Origin of the sequence: Streptomyces sp. NPDC002328, assembly GCF_042890065.1 — a bacterium.
Taxonomy (GTDB): Bacteria; Actinomycetota; Actinomycetes; order Streptomycetales; family Streptomycetaceae; genus Streptomyces.
Map to the genome: position 1 here is coordinate 310,098 of NZ_JBIARQ010000003.1, position 15,871 is coordinate 325,968.

The window sequence follows — 15,871 nt, forward strand, 5'->3', positions numbered from 1 at the left end:
CTTTTGTGCGGGGCCTTTGTTCGGCGGGACGGGGCCTCCGGGCTCCTCGACCGCCCGAGTCGGCTCAGGCCGCGCGTTCCTCGAACACCACCGTGTTGCGCCCGTCGGAAACGACATGCAGGTCGACCGAGACATCCAGGGCGGCTGCCAGCCTGACCAGCAGGTCCGCGGTGAGGGGAAGCGTCCCGCCGAGCTCCACGCTCTCCACCTCGTCCTCGGTCATCCCGAGACGCCGGCCCAACGCGGACTGGGTCAGCCCGAGGGCCACCCGACGGTCGTGCACGAGCTGCCCCAGTGCGTATGCCAGCCGGATCTGCTCACGCTCCGCCACCACGTCCGGAGGCTCGGCACGGCTCTCGCCGGCGTCCCGTTCCCGCGACAGCTCCCAGCGGGTGTGGCTCACAGGTCCTCCCGGAGCAATTCAAGGGGTGATTCGTGCGAGATGTTTCTTTACCGGGCCCGCCAGCTCCCCGTAGAACGGCGTGCGGTCGGCGGCTTGGAGTACCTGGGCGCAGATGGTCAGTTCTGCCACGCGTGCGGCCGGGATGTCGAGGGTGGGGGCGAATGCCTGACGGACGCGGGCTGCCGTGGCGGGGGTGCGGAGGGAGTAGACGTAGAGCTGTGCGGCGTCGATGCCGACCGGGGCCCGGCCCCAGCCTTCCCAGTCGAGAACGGTGAGGGCGGGACCACCGAGATTCGACCAGTGGAAGTCGCCATGGGCGGTGGCCCATTCGATCTCACCGACGTCACGGCCCGTGAATGCGGGAACGGCCCGGCGGATGTATTCCTCGCTTACGGCGATGCGTTCGGTGGGGACTTCGGCAAGGGAGTCGAGTGCGGCCCGCAGCTCCACCCACCATGCCTCCGGGAGTACCGGATCGTGCGCGAGGACCGGCGAACGGGAGACGACGGTGGCGTCCGCGTGCTGATAGAGCTCCGCCCGGTATGCCCAACCGGCGGCCTGCCAGTCGTGGACCTGGTGAAGGACGGGACGGGGAATCCTGGGCGGAAGACATTCCTGGGCGGTCTTGGGACCGTCCCAGAGCTTTCCGTACGCCTTGTCGGGGCGCTCGGCGACGAGGCGGAGCCAGCCGGTGCCCTGGGCGCTGGTCACAGCACCGGAGAGGGTCCGGGCGGCGTAGCCCCAGACGGGCTTCTCGGCGAGGTCGGTCAGGCTGAGCGCGACGCAGGCGAAGGTCCGGGCGGTACGCATGCGCTGGACGGTGGCGTCGTCAGGCGCCGAGAACATCGATCACCTCGTGCAGGGTCTTGTCCGGAAGCGGAGGCAGACCGAGGACGCGCTGTGCGTCCCGCCGGCGTTGCGCATGCCCGGACCCCAGGATGACGTGATCTACCCCCGGGGTGGACGCGGTGACACGCAGCGCGGCCTCGGCCGGGGTGGCGCCCGGGTCGATGAGTTCGCGGAGTTCGTCGGTGACCATGGCGGGGAGTTCTCCGCCGTGCAAGGGCGCGGAAACGAACGTATCCAGGCCGGCTGCGGTCGCCTCGGCGAGGGGGCCGTTGCCGTCCAGGGCCTGCGCGACCGGCTTGAGCATGACCAGCGAGACGGGGAGCTGGACGGCGACCAGATGATGGCCGCGGCCTCCGCAGCGGATAGCGATGTCGAGAAGGTCAGCGACACTGAACGCGCCTTCGAAGCCGGTCCAGGCGGCGGTGCCGTAGCCTCCGATCCGTCCGGCGCGGGCCTCGACTTCGAGAGCGGTGAAGGCGTCGGCGATGGCGTCGTGAGGTTGGGCGGCTCGTTCGGGGTTGTGGACGAAGACGATGTCCGGCGCACGGCCCAGCTCGGTGGCGTTGCGGCGACTCTGCCAGGCGACGTAGCGGTGGGTGAGGCAGTGGCCTGAAGCGGCTTCGGCCGATGTGAGGACTCCGGCGTCCCTGGCGGCTGCCGCGATGTCGGGGGTGAAGAAGCCGACCTTCGTCGACACCCGCACGTCCCGGTTCCCGGCGAGCACGGGCTGAAGCCGGGTCTGGGCGCTGCCGTGGTGGTAGTTGGGAGCGGTGTCGATCCAGGACGCCCCGCAGGCGACCGCGTGTCCGGCCGCCTGCGGGATGTCCCGGCACCGGTACGTTCCCAGTGCGAGGTCGGGGCTCATGGCTCGTTCACCGCCGCGACGTCCGCATCGACCAGTTCCGTGACGAGCCCTGCGACCTGACCGAGGGTGAGGCCGCTCGTCTCCGCGAGGTACCCCAGAGACAGCGAGGAGCCGTCGAGGAGCGGGGACAGCACAGCGCGTACGGGCGGGGCGAACGTCCACTCTTCGCCACCGGCGACTAGCACGACCCGATCTTGATCGTTGCCAGTGAGCCGGGCTCGTGCGGTGGTGAGCCGGACAAGCAGGCCGTCGCGTGCCGGTACGGCGTCGAGGTACGGCAGCGACGGCATGGGGCGGCCCGGTTCGATGCCGTCCCGACCGGTGAGGAAGTCTCCGATCGCGCCGTCATGGAGGGCGTTCGTGACTTCCTTGCGGAGAAGTTCGAGGTAAGCGGCCTGTTCCTGCGCCGGAGCGAAGAGGGGCAGGTGCGCCCGCACGGTCTCCGAGGTCCGCAGCCGGTCCGAGAGCCAGCCCAGCAGATCCGCGCCGGTCGTGGTCTGGAGCCCGCACGTCAGGTGCAGGGAGCGCCCCTCGGTGGCCGCCACCGCGTGCCACCAGCCCCGGGGCAGATACAACATGTCGCCGGCGCGCAGGACGATTTCCTCGATCGGCCCGTCTGCTGGAGGCTCCGGGGTTTCGGTGTCGCGGTGGAGCGGGTTGATCCGCGTTGCCCCGTACAGACGCCACCGCTTGGCCCCTTCGAGTTGGAGCACGATGACGTCGTGATCGTCCCAGTGGGTGCCGAAGCCCTCCGTCGCGGTCCAGGAGGCGTACGCGTTGATCTGGACATGGCCCCGGAAAACCTCTTCGAGGGCTTGCGCCAAGTGTTCGGCTGGCTGGTGAAGTTCGTCCACGGCGTCCAGCACCAGCGAGGCGCCGTCGCGGAGTTGACCGTGCAACCGGGAGGGTTGGATGTGCTGCCACACCGCGTTCCTGCGGGTGGTGACAGCAGTGGCGTAGCGCTGCCACGGAATAAGTTCCCCGTCGCGGTGCAGACGGAGGCGAGGCGGTTCAAGGCGTCCCCGGCCGATGACGGTGTTGAGGTCGTCCCATGTCAGGGTGGATGAGAAGTCGGCGACGCCGCGCCAGATGCGGTGAGTGCGGCCGAAGGCCCCGGTGAGGAAGTCCCCACCGAGGCGTTCGACCACCTTCGAGAAGGCGGTCACTTCTGTCGGCTCCGCTCAGTCGTTGGTGTCGGAGACGCCGGTCGAGCCGCCGTCCGACGGCTGCTCGGCACGGGAGCGGGCCGCGGCGATGGTCTTCCGGGAAACGATCAGCCCGTCCTCGGCGGGCTGCCTGACGACGTTCTCGGGCATGGTGCACTCCTGTTTTCTCGGTTTCCTCCCGATCAGCCCGAGCGGGAGGTCTTCAACCGATCCGCTGTGTCGGTTCCGGACAGCGGATCGGGAGCGACGCCCGCCCGCCCTGGAGGGTGGCAGGCGCCGCACCGCCCGGGGCTGTCCTTTCGGGTCCACCGGGCGGGGTCTGTGGGTGCTGCAGAGAGGCCCTCAGGTCCTCCAGGACACGCCTGTTCCGTGCGTAGCCGTGCGAGACCGGCGGGTGTCAGGCGCAGAGTGCGGAGAGTGATCGGGCTCTCGATGCGGCGGGGTACTGCCGGCTCCACGCATCGCTCGATCGGCGAAACCGGCCAGGTCGCCTTGGGGCAGCAGCCGCGAGATCAGCACGTCGGAACCGCCAGCTCTGCCCAGACGGTTTTGCCCCAGCGCTTCTCGTCGTAGCCCCAGCGGTGTGACAGCGCGTCGACCAGTACCAGGCCGCGCCCAATCTCATCGTCGTATGCGGCCGGATCCATTTTCGGCAGGGCGTGGGTTTTGTCGGTGACGCCGATCCGTACGAGATCGTTCGTGACTCGCCATACGGATACCCGGACCAGACGGCACGAGGTGTGGCGGACCGCGTTGCCCACCCGCTCGGAGACGATCAGCGTGCCCGCGTCGGCCGACTCGCCTATGCCCCGGTTGTTCAGCGCGGCCGAGACGAGCCGCCGGGCACGACGGGCTGTCTCGGGCTCACAGGCGAGGGTTTCGGTATAGCCGGGCGATCCGACTGCGGCGGGTCTGGGCATGACGCTCACGGGGTCGTCTCCTTGGGGCTGGGACGTCCCGCCCGCGACAGGGGGGGGCAGACAGGCGGGGACTCTCCTCCACTGCCGCCAAGGGGAGCCTGGGCCTTGCCTGGCGACGCCAACGACCGTACGGAGGACCGGAGTTTCGCCTCAACGAAATTGCGGGGAATTGCGGAACGTCATCCGAGGGCGTTGATCGCCGAGTTGATCAAGGCGCGGACGCCGTCGCCGTGGACGGCCATCTTGGCCAGCTCCGCGAACGCCTTGCGGTAGTCGGCGAGTTCGCGCGGCTGCACCACGTTGAGTTCGGCGGTGAGCGTTTCCACAACGCTGCGCGTGCCGTCATGGAGGTAGAACGCCTCCAGTGGCCACACGGTCCTTTGAGCCGTGAAGGGGATGACGCCCAGGGAGACGGAAGCCAGCGGCATCACGGTCAGCAAATGTCTCAGCTGTCCGGCCATCGTCTCGGCGTCGCCGCCCCGGTAGCGCAGGACGCTCTCCTCCATGAGCACGATGAACCGGTGCCCGCCTTCGTACAGGAACCGGCTCCGGGCGACGCGGGCCGCAACGGCCTCGGAGACGTCGTTGGGCGTGCCCTGAAAGTCGGTGATGGCTTCCATCAGGGCCGTGGCGTAGGCAGGGGTCTGGAAGAAACCGGGCACGACGTTGGAGACGTACGCGCGGGTGACGCCGGTCTGCGCGTAGAGGTCGTAGAAGTCCTCCTGGGTCTTGCGCATGCCGGTCCGGTGGCGTCTGCGCCACTCCAGGTACATCGAGTCGACGGTGCGGGCCGTGGCGATCAGGTCGTCGGCCTGGTCTACGGCGTCACAGGCAGTGCACCATGCGCGGATGTCCGCGTCGGTGGGCTGTGCCTCGGCTTTTTGAATGCGCGTGGTCTTCGCGGGGTGCCAGCCGCACCGGGCGGACAGTTCCTTCCCGGTGAGGCCGGCGTCCTTGCGAAGGTGCGACAGGCGCACAGCCAGCGCTTCACGGGCTGCCTGAGCGCTGGACGAAGGGGAGGAGGGCATAGGGCCAGCGGTGTCAGACGGTGTATTTCTCGTGGTCGACGGCACGCTCCCACACGGCCTCGAAGGCGTCGGAGCACAGCTTGACCACGGCGGGGACCTCGCTGAACTCCTTGGGCGGAACCGCCCAGTCACCGTCGCCGGTGAAGATGTTGAACTGCACCAGACGGTCGTCGAAGAGCCAGAAGTCGGCTCCCGGCAGGGCGATGTCCACACCCCGCCGACGGGGCAGCCAGCGCACCAGTTCGCCCGCCTCGACGTTCAGCGGGGTGGCGGCGTGCTCCCACCGGATGTAGTCCGTCACGGGCTCGGAAACGATCCTGGCCCGACGCATCACCACACCACGGCCTACCGCCTCCCGCACCATGCCCAGCCAATCGGGCCACCATCGAGCCGTCGGGTCGAGATCGACGTGGCCAGTGCGCTTGAACTGCTCGAACTCCTCAGCCTCGTCACCGACGCCGTACGCGTCGCGCATCTCCAGGTGCACCGCGCTGCGGCGCGTACCTGCCAGCAGCTCAGCGAAGCTCGGCACGCCGTTCTGCGACATCGCACGCCTCTCTCAGAATCGGCACCATGCGGGCGGGAATGCGGATCACCGTCTCGTGGGCTGGGATTCCCACCGTATGCCCGGCGACCCACTCTGTACCGCTGATCAGTGCCTCCAGCATTCCCTCGGCCTGGATGCCCTGGAGGACCAGGTCAGCCGTCTCCTCTTCCACCCACACCGTCGGCGATCCCTCCCCACCGGTGTTCGGGTCGATGCCGATGAACTGTAGGTCCACGAAGCCCTCCCGGATCAAGTCTGTTGCGCTTTCTTGCATGCGACGCTTTCGAAGGGTGCGAGGGCCGTCAAGGGCGCGTGGCGGGTTCGGGACGATGTCGGCTTGAACCCGTCGGCCCCTGACGTGGAGCCCCGCAAGGGCTTTGTCACGATCGGACGCGCCACTTCTCCGCGTGCCGTTCGCATTCGGGGATGTCCCGACACTCATGCGTGCATCGGCTGAGGAGAGCCCGGCAGCACCGCCCACATGCGTGTCCCCGCCACCCCCGACTCACCTCCCCCGCCGATCCCCCAGTCGCCGCCGGCGTCCCGTACCACCCGGTCCAGCAGGCGCAGCGTCGCCCGCCGGTGCAGGGCGCAGGCGGCGGTCAGACGGGGGTGGGTGTGTCGGGCGTGGCCGTCGTAGAACGTGACGCGCAGGGCGCTCTCCCGGTAGCGCAGCGAGAGGTACACCTCCGTGGGCGAGAAACGGCAGGCACAGGCGGTCAGTTCGCTCACCGCCTGGACGGCGACGTCGGTCATCTCGGCGAGGCCGTGCGCCGGGAGCACCGCACGGGTGACGGCCCGCGCGATGCCGGGACTTCGTGGATCCGCGGGCAGGGTGAAGCTGTAGGCGAGGGTCTCCGGGCGGGCGGAGAAGAAAGGTCCGTCGGCGGGGGCGTAGGCCGGGGACTGGCAGGACGCGGTGTCGAGGTGCACGGCAACTCCCTTGTCTCATGAGGAGGTCGAACGCCCGGTGGCCTGTCTCCCTGACACGGGCCCGCCCCTCCCAGGGGAGGAGATGCGGGGCGAGCTCGCGTGATGCGCTTCCGGGGCAGTTGTGACGGCTCCGTGATCGAGCCATGACTGACTGTAGAGATGTGGGGTTACAGTGTCCAGCCACACGGGGGTAATTACCCCCTTCCGAATGGACTTCGGTGATGTTCCATCGACAGACTTGCGACAGCCACAGCACGGAGGGGCAGCATGACGACGAGAAGTACGCCGACCGAGCGGCAGAAGCGCCTGGGCGCTGAACTGCGCAAGATGCGCCTCGCGGCGGACGTCACCACGGAGTACGCCGCAGGTCTCCTCGGCATCAACAGGACCCGCCTGTCCAACATGGAGTCAGGCATCCGCCCCTTCTCCGCCGAGCGGATCCGCACGCTCGCCTGCAACTACGCATGTGGCGACACGACTTACGTGGAGGCGCTGACGGCCGTCGCCGAGGACAAGGAACGGGGTTGGTGGGAGCAGTACCGAGGCACCTTGCCCTCCGGGCTGCTGGACATCGCGGAGTTGGAGTGGCATGCGGCTCGAGTGCGCACCGCGCAGGTCATGCACGTCCCCGGACTGATGCAGACCGAGGACTACGCCCGCGCGGTCTTCGCCGCAGGGCTGCCCGCCATGAGCCGGCTGGAGGTTGAGCTGCGCGTCGCTCATCGCATGGCACGCCGCCAGGTGTTCGATCGGCCTGGCCCCTTGCAATACACCGCCTACGTCCACGAGGCCGCACTGCGCATGCCGTACGGGGGCGTCAGGACAACCCGCGAGCAACTGCGTCACCTCGCCGATCAGTCCGAGCGGGACACCGTCGAAGTACGTGTCATCCCCACAAGCGTGGGCGACTTCCCCGGAGCCGGGCACGCCCTGCTGTACGCCGACGGAGCCGTGCCCCAACTCGACACTGTACAACTGGACTCGGCGCACGGCCCGGAGTTCACTGGCGCAGAGGCGCAGCTCACCAAGTACCGTGCGCAGCTGAATTGGATGGACGCCGCCGCACTGCCGCCGACAGCATCACGCGACCTCGTCCTCGCCATCGCCCACGGACTCTGAGGTAACTACATGAGCACCGACATCACCTGGGAAGAGCCCTACTGCGCCGAGGGAAACAATTGCTTCCGCATAGGAACCGACACCGCCGGCAACGCCTACCTCGCCGTCGCCGGACAGGAAGACACCCCCCTCACCGACACCCGTGAAGCCCTCCGCGCCCTCATCGTGGAGATCAAGGCGGGCAAGGCGGATCACCTGCTGTAGGCGAGGAGCTGTCAGGTACCGACGCAGTCCTGGATGATCTTTCGGGCCACCCGCGCCTTGGGGGCGGACAGTTCCTCTTCGATCGTCCGGGCTGCGGCCTCGTCGAGCGTGACCGTCGCGGGGTGTGCGGCTGTGTGTGACAGGCGGGCAAGACGCAGGTCGGGGGAGGCACCTTCACAGCCCTCGGCGTGGCCGTCGGGGCCCTCCACCGTGGGCAGCGTACGAGCATGGGCGGCGACCTGGTCCCAGAAGTCCTGCTCGGCGTCGCCCGCGCCGCGTCGGCCGAACGTGCGTGCCGTCACCGCCAGACGGTGCACCTCGACGCTGACGGCGTGGGCCAGGCGTCGGTCGCGCAGGACGGAGTTCACCGCCTCGGTGGACGCTATCCGGGCGGCGACCTCGTCGGCCTGGAACTCGACGTGCCGCGAACCGGAGCGGGTGAGCCGGACCAGCAGCCGGGCCGTGCCCCGCAGCAGCAGGCCGGGCAGCCACGTGATCCAGTTCCGGTGTCCACGGGCGGCGAACCGGCTCGCCGCGACAAGCACCTCGTCTGCACGCCGCGAAGTGGCGGACACCGTGAAGACCGGTTCCGACGCTGCCCGGCTCCGCGTCAGCTCGGCCCCGCTCCTCAAAACGCCGAAGGCCGTGCCGACCAGGGCGCCGCGTCTGACGTCGGCCGCCGCGAAGTGCCCCAACTCGTGGGCGACGGCGGCGACACGCTGCTGCGGGGTGAACGTCTCCCAGAGGGGCAGGCCCAACTCCAGGAGCCGTCTGCGCCGGACGCCCGCGAGGGAGGCACGTACGGTGAACTCCCCACTGAGCTGGACGATGTCGATGCGCCGCACCCCGGCGGCGTCCGCGATCGAGTCCAACAGGGCGAACAGGGAAGGGGCGTCGTCCCGTTCGAGCGTGGGCAGGTCGGGTCCGGGCCTGCCGAAGCGGGGCCGCACCTGCACGGCGAGCCCGATCATCAACAGGCCGATCAGCGGCTGCACCACGGTGCTCCAGCCGAGAACGACGAGCAGCAGCCCCCCGATCAGCAGCCCCGCCGTGCCGACATGCACCAGCCCCGCCAGACCGTACGCGGCCACCACCGGCCAACCGGCCCGACCGGCAGCAGTGGATTCGCTCCCAACAGGCCTTCTACGCCTACGCATTACGCCATCTCCCCTGACTGCGACGCTGCGAGCATGGAACCCCGAGGTCCGGCCCACGTCGCGACTACCGATCACGACGCACAGGATCCGACGCCGGTTCAGCGTCAGTCCGTAGCTCGTGGATGCCCGGTGCCCGCGAAGGTGATCCAGCAGGTGACCCGCGTGGTGTCCGCGAAGTACCAGATGCGACCGCCGCCGGTCACCTCGATCTGCCACTGCTCGCAGGTATGTCCGCGATAGCTGCCGTGCGCCAGGCCGCCCTTGAGCCGGTGGTGTCGGGGCGTCTCGACGGCCGGCCTGGGATTCGTCCGCATGACGCTCCAGGCGCGGTAAGTGTTTTCCCGGGCTTGCCGGGCGAGGCTCTCCCAGCCTTTGGCCGAGGCCGCGTCCGCGAAGCGGACTTCCCAATGGCCTTCCGGCGCAGGCGGAGCAGCCCGGCCTCCGCGACCCGCGGTCATGCCGTCCCCCGGGGGTCCGGGGCCGGGCCGTAGTCCTCGTCGTGCTCCGTTGTCAGCGCGGCCAGCAGTTCGGGGTCTGAGTACACCTCGGCGGTGTGCTGCCAGGCGATGAGCAACTGAGCGACGGACGCGCTGTTGCCGAGCGAATCAGCGGCACGCATGGTGTTGACGAGTTCGACCGCGAAGGCGTGAAGGTCGGGTTCGGGCAGGAAACGCACCCACGGGAAGGCGTCCGCGAGTATGTCGAGGAGCAGTTCCATGCTCCCGGGTTCCCGGCGCGCCATCGCGGCCAGCATGCGGGTCGCCGCCGACACCACGGTCTGGTCCTGCTCGGCCCGCGCCGCAGTCGTGAGGACGAGATCCTCGCCGTCCCTGCGGTGCAGAAGCAGCCTCGGCGACTCCTGTAGGCGGGCCAGCGTCTGCTTGTTCTTGTTGACCAGCTCGGAGAAGTTCACGGCGGCGTTTTCAGCACTCACAACTTTGAAAGTACTTCGAAACTCCGGAGGGCACCATCACCCATCAGAGGGACGGTTGAATCGTGAACCCGAGTTCACCAGGGCGTCTCGATCTCCGGTTCCACGTCCGTCGCCAGGCGGCCGTGGCGGTGGGCGTCTCTGCGGCCTGCCTCCCACATCGCGCCGCGCAGGGTTCCCTCGTAGCGGAAGCCGCAGTGCTCGGCGATCCGGCAGGATGCCTCATGGCCGACGGCGTGGCCCAACTCCAGTCGGTGCAGGTCGAGTTCGTCGAAGGCCCAGCGAGTCAGCAGCAGCAGGGAACGGGTGGCCACCCGGCGGCCGCGGGCCTCGGGGAGGACCCAGTATCCGACGTTCGCGACGCTCTGCACGGGGTCGATCGAGTTCAGCCCGATCTGCCCGAGGACCGTCCCGTCCTCCGCGTCCGTGACGCAGAAGGCCGCCGCGGTCCCGGCCGCCGCCTGGGCGGTCTTCGTCCGCAGCGCCTTCCGGGCGCCCTCGGCGTCCGTGATGTCCCACAGCGGCGTGTTCCAGCGCAGGAACTCGGGGTCGGAGTGGCCGCGCAGCCAAGCGTCCACGTCGGCCTCGGACTTCGGGTCCCAGGCGCGCAGGCTGAGGCCCTGACCGTGGAGGCCGGCTGCGGGCAGGACGGAGTGCGGCTCGCGTATCTCGGTCATTCGATCATTGAACACCCGGGGTGTTCGGCCGGGCAGGGCAGGCGGGTCAGTCGTCCATCGCCTGGTACAGCGTGGTCCAGAAGTCGTGGATGACCCGTGCCGAGTCCGGGGTGGACATCCCGGTCTGGGTGAGCAGGATGCCGACGAGCTGGTTCTCCGGGTCGGCGTACGTGCTGGTGCCGGCTCCGCCGTCCCAGCCGAACTGGCCGACGGGCGCGTAGTCGCCGCGGTAGGCGCGCACCGCCATCCCGAAACCCCAGCCGCCGTGCTGCCCCGTGCCGTGCGACAGATGGACGACACTGCGGGCCCAGGCCTGTAGTGCGGCCTGCTGCTCTGGCATGAGGCGGTTGGTGGTCATCAGCTCGACGGCGGGCCGGGACAGGATCCGTTCGCTGCCGTGCATCCCGTGGTTGAGCAGCATCCGGAAGTAGGCGTGGTAGTCGTCGGCGGTCGAGTCGAGTCCGCCGCCGCCCGACGCGAACGCCGGCGGCCGGCTGTGGTGGCCCCCTTCGGCCGCGTCCTCCACGGTGAACTCCCCGGTCCGCGGATCGGGGGCGTACAGGGGCGGCAGCCGGTCGATCTTGTCGGCGGGCACGTGGAAACCCGTGTCCTTCATGCCCAGCGGATCGAGGATGCGTTCCCGGAGGAACTCCTCGAACGACCGGCCGGTCACCCGGGCCACCAGCACGCCGAGCACGTCGTTGCTGATGTTGTACTGCCACCGCTCACCGGGCTGGTACATCAGCGGCAGCGTGCCGAGGCGGCGCATCCACTCGTCCGGCTTCGGCTCCGGCAGGATCCAGTCCGTGCCGTAGACGCCCCGCTCGAAGAGCGCGGCCATCATCGGGGCGCCCATCGCCGTCATGTCCACGCCGAGCCCGAACGTGGAGGTGAGCAGGTCCCGTACGGTGATCGGCCGCCGCGCCGGCACGGTGTCGTCCAGCGGGCCGTCGGGCCGCTTGAGCACCCGCCGGTCGGCGAGCTCGGGCAGCCACGGGTCCACCGGGTCGTCCAGCCGCAGCCGGCACTCGTCCAGCAGGACCATCACCGCCGCCACCGCAACCGGCTTGGTCGTCGAGGCCATCCGGAAGATGGTGTCCCGGCGCATCGGTAAGCCGCCGTCATGGCACATCGTGCCGAGCGCTTCGACGTGCGTCTCCTCGCCCCGGCCGACCAGGGCGACGAGCCCGGGGATCTTCCCGCTCTCGACATGCCGCGCCAGCACCTCACGCAGCCGGCGAAGCCCCGCCTCGGAGAAGCCGCCAGTGCTCTTACCCATCGTGAATCCCCCCTGTGTCGTGCCCATCGTGAATCCCCCCTGTGTCGTGTCAGGCCGTCGCGGCGTCTTCGCCGTCGGCCGCGCGCTCGACGGCCTCGGTCAGCTGCTTCTTCGCCCGGGGCGGGACGTACCCGCCCTCCGAGTAGTTCTGGGCGAACGTCTCGACGAACTCCACCGGGTCGTCCCCGACGATTTCGCGGATCGGCGTCCCGTTCGCCGCGGCCTGCTCGAAGAGGTCGGCGAGGTCCTCGAACATCGACGCGTTGCTGTCGGCGTCGGTCGGCACGAAGTGCATCAGGTGCCGCTCGATCGCCTCGACCGCCGCGCGGTGGTTCTCGGGCAGCTCCTTGACGCGCCCCTTGTACGCCCTCCAGCGCTTCTTGGGACCGATCACCTTCGAGACGAAGCCGCTCTTCTCGACGTCGGACATGCTCACTCGCCCCCTTCGCGGAGCTGTTCCAGTCGTTCCGTGAGGAAGCTCCAGGTCCTCCAGAACTCTTCGAGGTATTCGCGCCCCTGAGCGTTGAGGGAGTGCACCTTGCGCGGCGGCCCCTTCTCGGAGGGGACCTTCTCCACGTCGACCAGGCCCCGCTTCTCGATCCTGAGGAGCAGCGCGTAGACGGTCCCCTCGGCGATGTCGGAGAAGCCCTGCTTCCGCAGCCGCGCCGTGATCTCGTAGCCGTAGGCAGGCCCGCCGGACAGGGTGGCGAGGATGATGCCCTCCAGCGTGCCCTTGAGCATCTCCGTCTCCAGCTTGGACACGGCACACCTCCCTCTTGCGCCAATGCGCTGTTCGCTAGTCAGCGCTGTTGAGTACCGGTACAACGTAACGCTGACTACCGGTACTTAGCAAGAAGGATTAGTGAAGCCACGCGAAGGGGCTCAAGCTCCCGAGGCATCCGAAGCGCCCGACGCGCCCGACGCGTCCGCGCGGCCGAACACCGGAACCCCCTCCCGGAAGGTCACCTCCAGCTCCGCCCCCGCGCACAACTCCCCCGGCCCCACGATCTCCGTGGCCATCCGCGGCCCCTCCGCGAGGTCGACCACCGCCGCGACGTACGGCGTCCGCCCGTCGAAGGGCGGGAGGTCGTTGCGGTGGACCACGGACCACGTGTAGAGCGTCGCCCGGCCGCTCGCGTCCTCCCAGGTCACGTCCTCGCTCCAGCAGAACGGGCAGAACTCCCGCGGGTAATGGTGGGCGCGCCCGCACGCCGCGCAGCGCCGGATCAGCAGCCGGCCCTCCGCCGCCGCGTCCCAGTACGCGCGCGTGAAGGCGTCCGCCTCCGGAACGTCGTACCGGCGACCCTGAGCCTCGGCCATCAGAACCACCCCAGCATCAGAACCGCCCCGGCATCAGAACCACCCCAGCGCGCCGTCCAGCGACCACGTCTGCCACGACATCCCGAAGAGTGCCACCGCCGAGATCAGCGCCATCATCGCGTTCTGCCCCTGCTCGGCCCAGTCGTGGATCATGAGGGTGAAGTAGAGGAAGTTCAGCAGCAGCCCGCCCACCAGGGCGATCGGGGTCAGGAAGCCGACGACCAGGCCGAGCCCGAGCGCCAACTCCGCGTAGACGACGACGTACGCCATCGTCCGCGGCCTCGGCGCGACCACCGTCTCGAAGCCCGAACGCACCGCGTTCCAGCGGTGCTTGGCCGCCACGTCCGCCGCCCACGCGATCCCCGTGCCGCGCTCGAACCAGCCCTTTTTGTCCTTGTGCCGCCAGCTCTCCAGCCACCACAGGCCGAGCCCGATCCGCAGCACGGCCAGCCATTCCGCACCGGTGAGCCAGATCGCGTCCATGTATCTGACGGTACGTCAGATCAGGGGGGCGGGGAAGTCCGTTTGGCTTTCGATTGGTCGAGGCGGGGGCCCAGGACGCGCTCCAGCGACGGGTGGAACTGGGTGAGCAGGCCGCGTATCCGGTTGGAAGTGCGGGTGGCCTCGGCCGCGAGATCCTGGTCGGAGCCGACGAGGACCGTGAGTTCGGCGGTGATCTCGTCGGTGAGTTCCAGCGAGCGCAGGGTGCGCGGCATGGTGCGGGCCGCATCCGCGATGACCGCAGCGTCCTTCGCATCGGTCTTGGCCTCGCCCGGATACAGGTCGGCGATCCGCCGCATCGCGAGTCCGGGCAGGTAGGCAACCTTGCAGCCCGCGTCCCGGGCGACTGTGAGCGGGAGGGCTCCGATGGAGGCGGGCTGGTCCACGATGACCAGGACGGTGCCGAACTTCGCGGCCAGTTCGTCGAACACGGCCCGCAGTTTCGGCTCGCTGTTGGGCAGCTGCTTGTCGAAGACCTTCTTGCCGGCCGGAGTCAACCCGTGCCCGTGATGGGCACTCGCCGACGTCCAGGCCGAGGAAGTCTGGCGCTTGAGCATCTTGATCCGGTTGACGTGCCCTTCGACGACGCCAGAACTCCACGGCAGAGTGAGGCCGGCGATGACGGCGTCGCGGTCGCGGTCGATGCCCGCGGCGAGGGTGTGGAGGCTGGGCAGGTCGTCCTGCCGGACGGCGTCGAGCCAGTCGGGCAGGCGCTCGCCCTGGCGCTCGGTGAGCATGGTCGCGAAGGAGCGGACGTGCCCGGTGAGGGCGTCGAGTTCGGAGCAATGCGTCCGGACAGCTTTGAGCTGGAGTCGCTCGGTCTCGGTGAGGGAGTCCGGACGGCGGAGGATCCGTCCGGCGACGGTCCGGGGCGAGGGCGGCCGGGCGGTCACCGACTGCGGTGAGGTGCGCTTGTCGTGCAGGTAGGCGCGAACGCGCTGGTAGCTGCCCTTGTAGCCGAGTGGCACGATCTCCTCCCACAGCTTCCGTTTCGGGCGACTTCACCTACTGCCCGAAAGGGCTCAGCCGTCACTCAGCGTGGCCGCGTCACGGAAGTTGAGCCAGAACCTGAGAACGGGCTCTGGTCCACTTTCCGTGGTGGCTCACGGATCGTGATGTCGGTGGTGTGTGGTGGGATGGCCGGAGTCTGCTGCTGATCTGCTGGGAGACCGTCGTGACGTCTTCGTATCCGTCCCTGACTCGTGCCTTGGCCGAGGCTTTGGTCGATGTCCTGTGGTTCATCGACGGCAGCGAAGACGAGCAGATGGATCAGGACGACGCGGTCAAGGTGATGGAGGGCGTCGCCCACGTGGTCAGCACACTGTCGAATGATCAGCAACAGGAGCTGATCGCCCTGATCGGGGAGATGGCAGCTGCCGAGACCGATCCCGCTCGTCGTGAGTTCCTGGAGGAGTTCCCGGAGGGCTTCGGGCTCGTCGACGATCTGTCCTGAAGGATTTCAGCTTGCCGTGCAAGGCAGGCAACAAACCGTGCCGCAGCGGTTGATCCTCCACCCGGACTCATCACCATGAACTCGACGATGTTGGATAGCGGCATGGTGAGACGCAAGAAGGAGAAGAAGAAGCGGCCCGCCTGGAGCGTTCCGACGGGGATCGTTCTGTTGGCGACGCCGGAGGGCTGGCGCACCAGTGTCCTCACCGAAAGAGGAATGCTCTGCGGGCGGCTGGACGTGCCGATCAACACCGACCCGAAAGAGGCGCGGGCTGCGGCGGCGGTGATGGTGACGGAACTCGCGCGCGACTTCCACGACACCGACGTGGAGGTGAGCTGGGATCCGCCCCAGGAGCCCTGGTCATGGACCGCCCAAGTCACCCTCGCCCCCGAAAACGAACCACCTTTGACGGACGCCGGAGGCTGAACGGCAAGCTCAGGAGTAGAGCAGGACGCGCTTGCGGAGGAGTTCGAAGCCTACTCGGCCGAACATTTGGCGCTTCAGCATCTTGATCCGGTT

The 15,871-nt window shown here is 68.8% G+C and carries 23 protein-coding genes and 2 pseudogenes; 4 read left to right on the top strand and 21 right to left on the bottom strand.

What is annotated here, in order from left to right:
• Positions 1-64: 64 nt before the first annotated feature.
• The 10 genes from ACFYX4_RS11075 to ACFYX4_RS11120 form a co-directional block, all read right to left on the bottom strand.
• Positions 65-403, bottom strand: coding sequence for a helix-turn-helix domain-containing protein (locus ACFYX4_RS11075; protein WP_389329442.1), 339 nt, complete (start codon positions 401-403; stop codon positions 65-67).
• Between the two features lie 18 nt (positions 404-421).
• Positions 422-1,213, bottom strand: coding sequence for a hypothetical protein (locus ACFYX4_RS11080; protein WP_389329445.1), 792 nt, complete (start codon positions 1,211-1,213; stop codon positions 422-424).
• Between the two features lie 19 nt (positions 1,214-1,232).
• The gene (locus ACFYX4_RS11085) at positions 1,233-2,117 is read right to left on the bottom strand and encodes an aldo/keto reductase (RefSeq protein WP_389329449.1); all 885 of its coding nucleotides are present in this window, start codon (positions 2,115-2,117) and stop codon (positions 1,233-1,235) included.
• Positions 2,114-3,283 carry a JmjC domain-containing protein gene (locus ACFYX4_RS11090; RefSeq protein WP_389329452.1) on the bottom strand — a complete coding sequence of 390 codons (1,170 nt, stop codon included), beginning with the start codon at positions 3,281-3,283 and terminating at the stop codon, positions 2,114-2,116. Before ACFYX4_RS11090 ends, ACFYX4_RS11085 begins: the two co-directional genes overlap by 4 nt.
• Positions 3,284-3,298: 15 nt before the next feature.
• On the bottom strand, positions 3,299-3,433 hold the full coding sequence (locus tag ACFYX4_RS11095) for a hypothetical protein (RefSeq protein WP_389329455.1): 135 nt from the start codon (positions 3,431-3,433) through the stop codon (positions 3,299-3,301).
• 362 nt (positions 3,434-3,795) lie between these two features.
• Positions 3,796-4,203 carry an ATP-binding protein gene (locus ACFYX4_RS11100; RefSeq protein WP_389330242.1) on the bottom strand — a complete coding sequence of 136 codons (408 nt, stop codon included), beginning with the start codon at positions 4,201-4,203 and terminating at the stop codon, positions 3,796-3,798.
• Between the two features lie 179 nt (positions 4,204-4,382).
• Positions 4,383-5,231 carry a helix-turn-helix domain-containing protein gene (locus ACFYX4_RS11105; RefSeq protein ID WP_389329458.1) on the bottom strand — a complete coding sequence of 283 codons (849 nt, stop codon included), beginning with the start codon at positions 5,229-5,231 and terminating at the stop codon, positions 4,383-4,385.
• 13 nt (positions 5,232-5,244) lie between these two features.
• Entirely contained in the window at positions 5,245-5,778 is a 534-nt protein-coding gene (locus ACFYX4_RS11110; protein ID WP_389329461.1) for a DUF6879 family protein, read from the bottom strand.
• On the bottom strand, positions 5,747-6,013 hold the full coding sequence (locus ACFYX4_RS11115) for a hypothetical protein (RefSeq protein ID WP_389329464.1): 267 nt from the start codon (positions 6,011-6,013) through the stop codon (positions 5,747-5,749). Before ACFYX4_RS11115 ends, ACFYX4_RS11110 begins: the two co-directional genes overlap by 32 nt.
• A gap of 203 nt (positions 6,014-6,216) precedes the next feature.
• Positions 6,217-6,711, bottom strand: a complete 495-nt coding sequence (locus ACFYX4_RS11120; protein ID WP_389329467.1) for an ATP-binding protein — start codon at positions 6,709-6,711, stop codon at positions 6,217-6,219.
• Positions 6,712-6,978: 267 nt separating this feature from the next.
• On the opposite strand from ACFYX4_RS11120, the gene ACFYX4_RS11125 reads away from it, so the two are divergent.
• Positions 6,979-7,830 carry a helix-turn-helix domain-containing protein gene (locus tag ACFYX4_RS11125; RefSeq protein ID WP_389329470.1) on the top strand — a complete coding sequence of 284 codons (852 nt, stop codon included), beginning with the start codon at positions 6,979-6,981 and terminating at the stop codon, positions 7,828-7,830.
• Between the two features lie 9 nt (positions 7,831-7,839).
• Positions 7,840-8,034, top strand: coding sequence for a hypothetical protein (locus ACFYX4_RS11130; protein ID WP_389329473.1), 195 nt, complete (start codon positions 7,840-7,842; stop codon positions 8,032-8,034).
• Between the two features lie 11 nt (positions 8,035-8,045).
• Here ACFYX4_RS11130 and ACFYX4_RS11135 read toward each other — a convergent pair whose 3' ends face one another.
• The 11 genes and pseudogenes from ACFYX4_RS11135 to ACFYX4_RS11185 all read right to left on the bottom strand — a co-directional run.
• Entirely contained in the window at positions 8,046-9,128 is a 1,083-nt protein-coding gene (locus ACFYX4_RS11135; protein ID WP_389329476.1) for a M48 family metalloprotease, read from the bottom strand.
• A gap of 167 nt (positions 9,129-9,295) precedes the next feature.
• On the bottom strand, positions 9,296-9,505 hold the full coding sequence (locus ACFYX4_RS11140; protein ID WP_389329479.1) for a hypothetical protein: 210 nt from the start codon (positions 9,503-9,505) through the stop codon (positions 9,296-9,298).
• Positions 9,506-9,645: 140 nt separating this feature from the next.
• Positions 9,646-10,125, bottom strand: a complete 480-nt coding sequence (locus tag ACFYX4_RS11145; protein WP_389329482.1) for a hypothetical protein — start codon at positions 10,123-10,125, stop codon at positions 9,646-9,648.
• 74 nt (positions 10,126-10,199) lie between these two features.
• A complete protein-coding gene (locus tag ACFYX4_RS11150; protein WP_389329485.1) occupies positions 10,200-10,799 on the bottom strand; it encodes a GNAT family N-acetyltransferase in 600 nt (199 codons plus the stop codon).
• A gap of 46 nt (positions 10,800-10,845) precedes the next feature.
• Positions 10,846-12,078: a serine hydrolase domain-containing protein gene (locus ACFYX4_RS11155; RefSeq protein ID WP_389329488.1), complete on the bottom strand. Its 1,233-nt coding sequence runs from the start codon at positions 12,076-12,078 to the stop codon at positions 10,846-10,848.
• A gap of 49 nt (positions 12,079-12,127) precedes the next feature.
• Positions 12,128-12,508: a DUF1048 domain-containing protein gene (locus tag ACFYX4_RS11160; protein ID WP_389329491.1), complete on the bottom strand. Its 381-nt coding sequence runs from the start codon at positions 12,506-12,508 to the stop codon at positions 12,128-12,130.
• A 2-nt stretch (positions 12,509-12,510) separates the two neighbouring features.
• On the bottom strand, positions 12,511-12,840 hold the full coding sequence (locus ACFYX4_RS11165) for a PadR family transcriptional regulator (protein WP_389329494.1): 330 nt from the start codon (positions 12,838-12,840) through the stop codon (positions 12,511-12,513).
• Between the two features lie 120 nt (positions 12,841-12,960).
• Positions 12,961-13,398 (bottom strand): Zn-ribbon domain-containing OB-fold protein, encoded by a 438-nt coding sequence (locus ACFYX4_RS11170; protein WP_389329497.1) that lies wholly within the window; start codon positions 13,396-13,398, stop codon positions 12,961-12,963.
• A gap of 33 nt (positions 13,399-13,431) precedes the next feature.
• Positions 13,432-13,881 carry a DoxX family protein gene (locus ACFYX4_RS11175; RefSeq protein WP_389329500.1) on the bottom strand — a complete coding sequence of 150 codons (450 nt, stop codon included), beginning with the start codon at positions 13,879-13,881 and terminating at the stop codon, positions 13,432-13,434.
• Positions 13,882-13,937: 56 nt separating this feature from the next.
• Positions 13,938-14,430: pseudogene (locus ACFYX4_RS11180) on the bottom strand (IS110 family transposase); the annotation flags it as partial.
• 14 nt (positions 14,431-14,444) lie between these two features.
• Positions 14,445-14,885: pseudogene (locus ACFYX4_RS11185) on the bottom strand (transposase); the annotation flags it as partial.
• 221 nt (positions 14,886-15,106) lie between these two features.
• On the opposite strand from ACFYX4_RS11185, the gene ACFYX4_RS11190 reads away from it, so the two are divergent.
• Positions 15,107-15,352 carry a hypothetical protein gene (locus ACFYX4_RS11190; RefSeq protein WP_389329503.1) on the top strand — a complete coding sequence of 82 codons (246 nt, stop codon included), beginning with the start codon at positions 15,107-15,109 and terminating at the stop codon, positions 15,350-15,352.
• Positions 15,353-15,427: 75 nt separating this feature from the next.
• Complete coding sequence (locus ACFYX4_RS11195; protein WP_389329506.1) at positions 15,428-15,778, top strand: hypothetical protein; 351 nt, start codon at positions 15,428-15,430, stop codon at positions 15,776-15,778.
• The last annotated feature ends 93 nt before the right edge of the window (positions 15,779-15,871 follow it).